Origin of the sequence: uncultured Methanobrevibacter sp. (assembly GCF_947169325.1) — an archaeon.
Classification (GTDB): Archaea; Methanobacteriota; Methanobacteria; order Methanobacteriales; family Methanobacteriaceae; genus Methanocatella.
In genome coordinates this window covers 18,368-28,278 of the sequence record NZ_CAMVPN010000024.1, presented here as the reverse complement: position 1 = coordinate 28,278, position 9,911 = coordinate 18,368, and the positions used below count along the sequence as shown (strand labels likewise).

Annotated in this window: 6 protein-coding genes; all 6 read right to left on the bottom strand. The window is 35.8% G+C overall.

Going from position 1 to position 9,911, the window contains the following annotated elements:
• On the bottom strand, positions 1 to 4,853 hold a 4,853-nt coding region (locus tag Q0W26_RS05200), incomplete at its 3' end, for a right-handed parallel beta-helix repeat-containing protein (RefSeq protein ID WP_298523151.1).
• 284 nt (positions 4,854 to 5,137) lie between these two features.
• On the bottom strand, positions 5,138 to 6,118 hold the full coding sequence (bsh, locus tag Q0W26_RS05195) for a choloylglycine hydrolase (RefSeq protein WP_342765338.1): 981 nt from the start codon (positions 6,116 to 6,118) through the stop codon (positions 5,138 to 5,140).
• A 9-nt stretch (positions 6,119 to 6,127) separates the two neighbouring features.
• A complete protein-coding gene (locus Q0W26_RS05190; RefSeq protein WP_298523146.1) occupies positions 6,128 to 7,537 on the bottom strand; it encodes a nicotinate phosphoribosyltransferase in 1,410 nt (469 codons plus the stop codon).
• Positions 7,538 to 7,610: 73 nt separating this feature from the next.
• Positions 7,611 to 8,156: a rubrerythrin gene (gene rbr, locus Q0W26_RS05185; RefSeq protein ID WP_298523144.1), complete on the bottom strand. Its 546-nt coding sequence runs from the start codon at positions 8,154 to 8,156 to the stop codon at positions 7,611 to 7,613.
• Positions 8,157 to 8,247: 91 nt separating this feature from the next.
• Positions 8,248 to 8,793 (bottom strand): rubrerythrin, encoded by a 546-nt coding sequence (gene rbr, locus Q0W26_RS05180; RefSeq protein ID WP_298523141.1) that lies wholly within the window; start codon positions 8,791 to 8,793, stop codon positions 8,248 to 8,250.
• A 135-nt stretch (positions 8,794 to 8,928) separates the two neighbouring features.
• Positions 8,929 to 9,762: a DUF4013 domain-containing protein gene (locus tag Q0W26_RS05175; RefSeq protein WP_298523138.1), complete on the bottom strand. Its 834-nt coding sequence runs from the start codon at positions 9,760 to 9,762 to the stop codon at positions 8,929 to 8,931.
• Between the last annotated feature and the right edge of the window lie 149 nt (positions 9,763 to 9,911).

Sequence of the window (9,911 nt, the reverse complement as noted above, 5' to 3'; positions counted from 1 at the left end):
ATACTATCCAAATAAACAGCACCACCGTTATTTTTAGCAGAATTATTGATAAAGTTACACTCATCAACAATACCATTGGAACCAGTCCAAATAACAGCACCACCTTCACCAGAACGACCATAAGTACCAGTTTCAGTACCTAAAGCACGATTATTAGTAAAGTTAGATCCTTCAATAGTACCATTAGTACCATACCAGAACACAGCACCACCATTAGCCTTAGCAGAGTTATTTTCAAATGTAGAATTCAAAATAGCCCCATTAGTAGCACCTTCATTCCAGTCAATAGCACCACCATTAACACCAGCAGTATTATTCTCAAAGTGAGAATTACTAAATGTAGTATTATCACAGTTACCGGCAGTTATACTATCCAAATAAACAGCACCACCGTTATTTTTAGCAGAATTATTGATAAAGTTACACTCATCAACAATACCATTGGAACCAGTCCAAATAACAGCACCACCTTCACCAGAACGACCATAAGTACCAGTTTCAGTACCTAAAGCACGATTATTAGTAAAGTTAGATCCTTCAATAGTACCATTAGTACCATACCAGAACACAGCACCACCATTAGCTTTTGCAGTGTTATTCTCAAATGTAGTGTTTTCAATTTTACCATTGGTTGCACCATTTTCCCATGTGATTGCACCACCGTTAACACCAGCAGAGTTATTCTCAAAGTGGCTGTTTATAAATGAATTGTTATTACAATCTGCACGTCCTGGGACACCACGTAAGTATATTGCACCACCATTGTCAGTACATGTATTGTCTATAAATTCACAATCATCTATTACACCATTTGAACCTGTCCACATGATAGCTCCTCCGTCTCCAGAGTTGCCCATCATACAAGCAACAGTTCCGTTAGCTGCATTGTTTGTGAAATTGGAACCTTTTATGATACCTCCAGTACCAAACCAGAACACAGCACCACCATTAGCACCTGCAGTGTTGTTGGTAAATGTACAATCCAAGATTTGACCGTCAGTTGCACCTTCATGCCAATCGATAGCACCACCGTTTATGGAAGCTGAGTTGTTTTCGAAATTACATCGAGTGAAATTACTGTCATGTGAGCTTTCCAAGTATACCGCTCCTCCGAAACCTTCCATAACTGTGAAATTGGTTACGGAATTACGTGTGAAATTACTGTCATATATCATGGTTACATTACCTGTGACATATACCGCACCACCTTTCAAAGCGGTGTTTTCTTCAAACTTGGAATCTGTAATGTTAACCTTGTTTCCTTCAATGTAAAATGCACCACCACCTATGCTGCTTGTTTGATTTTCAGCATTGGCATGGTTATGTGTGAAATTACTTGAAGTCACGTTAACGTCATGACCTATGATGTAAACCGCTCCACCAGCAGTGGCTGAATTCTTCAATGCATCGGATAGATTGAATTTCAAGTCAGGGGTTGCGTTATTGTCTTCAAAGAGAGAATTTTTAATAACACTGTTTTCCCCGTCAATATAACCTGCTCCGCCTTTTATTGCATGATTGTCTGTGAAATTGGATTCCTCAATTACGGTGGATCCGCCTTCAAGGTAGAAAGCACCACCTTTGATAGCTTCATTATCTTCAAATAATGAATTATATATCCAATTGTCTGTACCGTTTACAGCAACTGCACCACCCAATCCACCGTCTTCATATATTCCGACAGCAGTATTGTTAGTGAAAGTGGGGTTGATTATGTTAACGTCATTTCCCTGAATTGCAATACCTCCACCAATGGATGTAAGCTTATTCAATTCATCATTGACTGCAAATCTTAAGTCATGAGTTGCTGTATTGTTGTCAAAGTCACAACCTAAAAATGTAGTATTGAATGCCGTAATGAACACTGCTCCACCGCGAATTGCACTGTTTGATGTGAAATTTGTATAGTTGAGAGCATTTAAAGTACCATTAACATATATTGCACCACCTTTGATAGCTTGATTTGCATCGAAAGTGACATCTACAATTCTTGTATCGTAACCGTTTACTGCAACTGCACCACCAAGACCACCATCAGGATTAACCCCAATAGCATTGTTTTCAGAGAATAATAAATTATCCAATAAGGTGTTGTTACCTACAATATCAATAGCACCACCTTCAGCAGGTACACTATCAAATATAGGATTTAAGTTGTAAGTTAGGTTATGTGTAGCATTATTGTACATGAATTGTGAATTTTCAACAGTTGTGTTAATACCCTTAATATAAGCTGCACCACCTTTAATAGCTCTATTATATGTAAAGTTAGTATTGTTAATAGTGGTATTAGTACCAGTTACATATAGTGCACCACCCATGATAGCTTCATTATCATCAAATATATTATCAGTGATATTTGTGTGATAACCATCAACAGCAATAGCACCACCAAGACCACCATTAGTATTAACACCTATAGCAGCATTATATGTAAAGTTATTATTAGTTATAGTAGAATAATCACCACTAACAGAAATAGCACCACCCATAGTAGGTAAGCTAATTACTGAACTAGCATTAAAAGATAAATTATGTGTTGCATTATTATCATAGAATGTATTACCAGTAATGTTAGTATTAGCACCATTAATGAATATTGAACCACCTTGAACAGCATTGTTTGTTGTGAAGTGCATATCCTTTACAGTAGCATTAGCACCATCAATATATATAGCACCACCACTAACTGCTTCATTCAAAGTAAATTGGTCATCATATATTGTAGTATTATCACCTTCTACAGCAATAGCACCACCAAGACCACCATTAATATAAAAACCTGAAGCAATATTTCTTCTGAAAGTATTATTACCTGCCACTGCTACATTATTACCATCGATATAGATAGCGCCACCCATAGTCAAAAGGGTTTCAGCACCAGGTTTAATTGAATCAATATCACGAGTAACAAGGTTGTTCTCGAATGTTGAATTAGCCACCTCAGTGTTGTGACCTTGAATATAAACAGCTCCACCTTGAATAGCATTGTTTTCTTTTGCAGTGATCTTATCAAGAGTTATATCATTACCATCAATATAAACAGCACCACCTTGAACAGCAGTGTTATTGTACAAGTTTATGTTTGAAGCGTCGATATTGCTACCCTCAATATAAACACCACCTCCTAATGTAGCATCGTTTTGTGTGAAATTAACATTGTCAAAATCTGGATTTTGACCTATGAGGTATAAACCTCCACCCAAACCAGTATTTAGAGAATAATTACCTTCAGCAACATTACTTTCAAAGGAAGTGTCTTTAATGGATACATCATTACTTTGAATAAACATAGCCCCACCGGAAGTAACTTTAGAAAGATCATCAACAATTCTACTTCCCAAATTATGAGTTGCAGTGTTATTTGCAAATGTTGAATTGCCTACAGTTGCAGCATTACCCTCAATATAAACAGCACCACCTTGAATAGCACCATTTTCAACGAATTTTGAATCATAGATGCCCGCATTGGAACCTACAATTTGTATTGCTCCTCCAATAGGTGCGAAATTATTCGTAAGGTTGCAGTTTGTAATGTTTGCAAAGTCACCTTGAATAAATATAGCTCCACCGTAGTCACTTTCAGCAAAGTTATTTTCAAATCTAGAGTTTACAACTACAGTTTTATCAGCCCTTTCCGAACCAACTGTATGAATATCCATCGCTCCACCAAATTTTTCAGCACTGTTATTGATGAATGTACAATTTTCAATGTAGTTATTTGGTCCAATAAAAGCAATAGCACCACCACCCCCACTTCTAGCAGGGTTCATGGCATTAGGCCCATAAGCTTGATTGCCTATGAAAGTTGTGTTATAAACTTTCATTGTACCCTTGTGACATTCAATACCTGCACCATATGATGCAGAGTTATTTTCAATGTGATTGTTGGATATAATAACATTTTCTGCATTTACACAATAAGCTGCACCGTGTACTGCATTTGTGTTATTGATAAAGGTATTATTGTCAAAAACAGCACCATTAGACTGAATTTTAATACATAATCCTAAAGAATTTGAATTAGCCGATTGTTCAAGACTAATAGTTCCCTTATTGTTTTTGAATAAATTATTATTACCTTTGAAATTAGTGCTTGTACTTGCAATATTTACTATAACTGAAGCAGTATTATTGTAGAATTCGCAATTATCAATAATAGCTCCGCTTCCACTACCATCATAATTTATAATATATGACTTCTGATAAACAGTGTTGTTTTCAAAAGTACAATTATAAAATGAAACCGCTCCATTACAAGCAATCAAATGCCCCCTTCCAGGTGGATTCCCAGTAGTTACAGAAGACTCAAAATAATGATTTGCAAAATTAACTCCCGTAATTTTAGTATTATCACCAAATGTAATTCTAGACTTAGTAGGATGAGTTATAATTCCAGAAAAGTCAAGTGTAGCCTTTGCAGGATCACTAGTAGAGCTACCTCCATAAATATTAATACCTGAACGTACAGTAAAGTAATTAAAATCACCAGAATATGTCCAACCATTTAAGAAAACATTATCTCCCGGTTTTAGATTCGTATTAATGAGTAGATTTCTCAACGCTTTCATAGTATTAGTAGATGGAGTCCAATTCGTACCTAAAACATCATTCTCATTGGAAACACCTAAAACATTACTTTTAGAGCTTACGCTAATATTGTTTTTAATACCTGCAGAGTCATTCAACTCATTATTTACTTGATTATCATCAACTATTTGATTATCAACTGTATTAACATTAATAGTTTGCGTTAAATTAAAGTCATTATCATCTTCAAGCGCACAAGACGCCTGAATTGTAAATATAAGAATAACTATAGCCATTATCACGATTAACTTTTTGCCTTTCATTTTGCGTTTTCACCCCCTGGTCCAGTCAATTAATAAAAATGAAATAACCTTACGGCAAATATAAGATTATTCTTTAATATTTATGTTGCTTGAAATATAAATAGTTTCTTGATTTTCAAACAAATCATGTCAAAATAAGATAAATATTGATTTTAATATACACTTTTGAAAGTAAACCAGTAAATTTTACAGAAAAATAATGAACAGCTTACAATTTTATTTTCAATAAATATATAAAAAATAGTATGCATTAACAAATGGTTAAAAAAAATAAAAAAAAATGTTTAATTAATGAAATTGAATTGCTCTTCATTAATTAAAAGATAATTGATTAAATCACCTGAATCCAAATCCTCATTTGCCAAAGAAACGGCTGTAATCTGGGAATTGTTATATGTCCTGTAATACAAAACGCCGTCGTTGGTGTTGTAGCATGAAGTGTAGATTGTATATTCATAGAGATTAGGATCTGAGATGAATGTGCATCCGTTCTGCTGTTCGACTGAACCCAGAATATGGAAAAACTGGCTGACACTGCTTTTCTCATCACTGCCAGAATATGAATTTGCACGGGTGAAAGCAACCTTTGCAAATCTTGAGGATGATGACAGGTCTCCAGGAAGGCCAATAGCTCCCATTCCTCTTGAATATTCATCCAAATCAATGCCTGCACCAAAGGTGTTTTGCGGATTCTTATTGGACAGGCTTCTGTAGTCGTTTAAAGTGAAAAGCTGCTTGTCGAAAGGAGGATTGTTTGTCAGAACACCTACAGGATTGTCATATATCTTCAAACCTTCTTCAAGAGGTTCGACCACAATGGCTTCGCCGGTGCTGTCTGAAAGCATCCAGTGAAGTGGAGATAAAGGCAGTTCATCGGCGAAGTTGATGTTGACCAGATTAATCTCATCAAGCATTTGCCTAGCCTCAGCCACTGAAGATGCACCGCCGAGTATATATGGAATCAGTTCAAAAGGAGTGATGTTAATCATTGATTCATCAAATTCCTTGTAGACTGCATTTCCTGCAAAGTTAAGGCCAGCCATGGCCAATCCCTTTTCGTTGCATGCATCATAGTACAATGGATATCCGTCAATGCCGGCTGCAATCCCAATAATTGCATAATGGCTTTTTATATCATCGATTTTTCTGTATTTGAATTCATAATTTCTTGGGGTTATTGTAACCCTTTCATTATAGGAAATTTCATAGTCGAAGTTTCGCCCGAAATAATGTTTTTCAGTTATGTAATTGCTTGCAGTACACATCATATCACCTCATAAGAAATTTGAGTAATTTAAAGCTCTTGCCTTAATGTCACTGAACTTATCGTCAATCAACAGTTCACCGTTTCTGAATACTGTCTGAAGGCAATCTTCACCATCACTGTCAATTGGAACTGTTTTAAATGATTTATTCTCTTTAATTAATTTGAATCTTCCTGTCTTTGATTTTTTACTTGAGTCAAGTGGGTTTTTGAAAATGTCATGCCATTCGCCGTCCCTCAGTTGAGCAGAACATTTGAATGCGTTTCTCTGGGTGTCCCTGTTTACCGCAGTGTGGAGTCCTCCACCCATACCAAAGATGATGTTCTGTGCAGCCCATCCGCTTGATTTCATTGCAAAGAGGATGTCACGGATTTTCTGATAGTTGAGACCGTCACCCCATAAAAGGCCGATGTTCAGGTCGAATACCTTATATCCCTCATCGGTGAGATGTGAACCGAAACCGTCTGATAAAAGATTCAGACAATCGATTGTTGTTGAAACAGGCTCTCCGCTGTCCGGTCTGAAGACGACCTTGTTGTTTTCACCGTCAAGGAAATTCAAAATTGCCTCATTCAGTTCGCTTCCGGACCTTCCAGCTTCTGTGAGGAAGTTTCTGTAGTTGTATGAATCAATTACCATAGAAAGAACACCGTCCTTTGCCTTGTCGATGACATTCAGTATCTGTGACATTTCCCCTTCAGGACCGAGTGAAGTCATTACACTGTGCTCTGTTGCCTGAACTGAAAATCCATATATGTTTGAGTCATTGTAGTAGTTTTCAGGTATTGTCAAAGCAGGAATTGTGTCTGTTCCTGAAAAGCTTAGAAGATGTGCTGAACCGGAAAGCATTGATGATTCTGTAGATGATGATCCTCTGTATCCGAAGTCATGCAGCATGAAGTCAAGATTCTCTTTGGATGAACCTGTCACTTCCAGATAGAAGTTTGAGAGTTTTCTGACTTCAGCGGACAGTGTAGCTACAGTTGACGGATACCAAACCTGCAGTAGTAAAGATTCCAGGTAGTTTGGAAGCCAGTATGATTTATTGTCAGTATTTTCCACAGTCATCAGAACGTTGCTGACATCAACAGGTGTTCCTTCAGGAACTGCCTTTATTTCAATCGGGAGTTTTCCGTCATGTTCATCAAGAATATATTCCCAGCCGGCCCTGTTGAATATTCCTTCACCTAAATGAGCAGCCATCAGTTTATCTGCTTCATCTATCTTTTCTTCCGTTACAACTTGACCTTCCAAATACTTTTTAATTATATATTGCAGTCCATAAAAGATAGTTTTGTTAAATTCAGCACCTACCCTACTTTCAAGGTAAGAATAAATCTTTTCTGTGCCCTCAGGATAGAAATAGTGATGGGTTACCTTATAGCTATCTGTCAATAGACAAATGTTGTTTTCAATCATAATATCCCTTACTAATAGTTAGTAAGTTGATATTAATATAAATTATCAAAAAAAGAAAAATAGAAAAGAAGATTTAGATATAACTAGTATCTTGTTTTCTAAAGTGGGCCTGTGGATGGTCGCATAATGGACATACTTCAGGAGCATCGGTTCCATAATGGATGTATCCACAGTTGTTGCATTTCCATGCGATTTCTTCGTCTTTCTTAAAGACTTTGCCTGCATTGATTTTGTCTGTCAATGCGTTGTACCTGTCTTCATGTGCCTTTTCGGTTGCACCTGCTGCATCGAATAGATCTGCAATGTCGTCAAATCCTTCTTCACGTGCAGTTTCTGCGAATTCCTTGTACATGGAAGTCCATTCTTCATGTTCTCCTGCTGCTGCATCTGCAAGATTGGTTAAGGTGTCAGGCACTTTACCGTCGTGTAACAATTTGAACCAAATTTTAGCATGTTCCTTTTCGTTGTCGGATGATTCCTGGAAAATCTCTTTGATTTCCACATATCCGTCTTTTTTAGCTTGAGAAGCGTAAAATTCGTATTTTACACGTGCTTGAGATTCACCAGCGAGTGCTGCTTTTAAGTTTTCTTCTGTTTTTGAGCCTTTTAAATCTGCCATTTAAATCAACCTCAAATTAAATGTTAATAATCAAATATATAAATATTTGGTGATTAGTCAGTAACTAAAAAAAATAAAAGAAAAATAGAGCTTATTTAAAGTTGGTAGCTCTTTCTTCAAAGTGTGCTTTTGGAAGTCCGCATACAGGACATTTTTCAGGTGCGTTAGGACCTGAGAATACAAATCCACAGTTTTCACATTTCCATTCAATGTCTGCTTCTTTGTTGAATACTGCATCGTTTTCAACGTTTGCAAGTAAGGTTCTGTATCTTTCTTCGTGTTCTTTTTCGATTGCTCCCACTTTTTCAAACAGAAATGCAATCATTGGGAAGCCTTCTTCTTTAGCGGTTTCTGCGAATTCTTTGTACATTGCAGTCCATTCTTCGTTTTCACCGTCAGCTGCAGCATTTAGGTTTGCTATTGTGTCTGGAATTTCTTCATCGTGTAATAATTTGAACCAGATTTTAGCATGTTCCCTTTCGTTTTTGGAAGTTTCCATGAAAATATCGTGGATTTGAACGTAACCTTCTTCTTTTGCTTTTGCAGCAAAGTATTGGTATTTGGTATGTGCTTGGGACTCACCGGCAAAAGCTGCCTGTAAGTTTGCTTCAGTTTTTGTACCTTTTAAATCTGCCATTTTATACATCTCCATAATAACTTATTGAAGTATTCATTCTAAAATAGAATAATTATATATTTAATAATTATCATTTAAAAATTTATTGAAAAACTTTGAAAAAAAGAAAAAAAGATAACTTAAATATTGAAATATTTAAGCTATATCTGAATATAACAAACCGGTAACCCTATTTGTAAAGAATACTAAGTAAGGAGTTACTATAACTGATATTATGGATAATTGTGGAATTTGACCGTAAAGGTATCCCAATACCCCATTTATCACTGCTACAACAATTATTGATAAAATAATAACTGCAATAACTTTACCTACACCGATTCTTGTAATGTCCTTGAATGCTTCAACAACATTTACAGCTTCTGCCAAACTACCTGTATTGGCTAATCTAGCAGTACCCATAGTTGCGAGGAACGCGAAAATTATAATCAAAACAAGAGCGATAATACCGGTAATTGCGATTGAAGTGAATAAACTTGCAGCAGCCGCATCTGATATTGTTGCAATAGGTGCGGAACCGTTAGCAACTGCAGTTGCGTTTGCAGGGTTTAAAGCTGCTTGTTGAGCTATGTTGACAATTTGTCCAGGTATGTTGGTTATTAAGGCAACAATTGCAATAATAATTGCTGGAATAATAAAGTAGACAATACTGACCACTAATGTTTTAATACCAGTTACTAAATCATTTAACCAATCAAAACTTGGTGCTTCTTCATTTTGATCAATACCGGATTTGATAATACCGATTTGATAACCTGAAATGATAAATGCAATAGCAATTGCAATAATGGCTAAAATAGCTGTAATAACAAAATAAACACTATTATCAATTGCCGCAAATACGCCTGAAATCACACCACCGGCAATAAATAGTCCCATTACGAATGTTAATACGATATATATTGCGAGCTTTTCCAAATTTTGAGAAGGAAAAATGAATGCTTCTTTTATAATATCCATGATTTCCATAATTATACACCTTTTTAAATTTATTTGTCAATTTTAAGACAAAACATATATTTAAAGGTAATACTATTTAAAAATAGTGGAAATTATGAAGAAAAAAAGTTCAATTTAGCAAAAAATAGTAATAATATCTATAATTTCCATAAGTATCA

Coding starts and splice junctions, on each gene's coding strand:
- bsh (WP_342765338.1), bottom strand. CDS start 6,118: ATGTGTACTGCAAGCAATTACATAACTGAAAAACATTATTTCGGGCGA.
- Q0W26_RS05190 (WP_298523146.1), bottom strand. CDS start 7,537: ATGATTGAAAACAACATTTGTCTATTGACAGATAGCTATAAGGTAACC.
- rbr (WP_298523144.1), bottom strand. CDS start 8,156: ATGGCAGATTTAAAAGGCTCAAAAACAGAAGAAAACTTAAAAGCAGCA.
- rbr (WP_298523141.1), bottom strand. CDS start 8,793: ATGGCAGATTTAAAAGGTACAAAAACTGAAGCAAACTTACAGGCAGCT.
- Q0W26_RS05175 (WP_298523138.1), bottom strand. CDS start 9,762: ATGGAAATCATGGATATTATAAAAGAAGCATTCATTTTTCCTTCTCAA.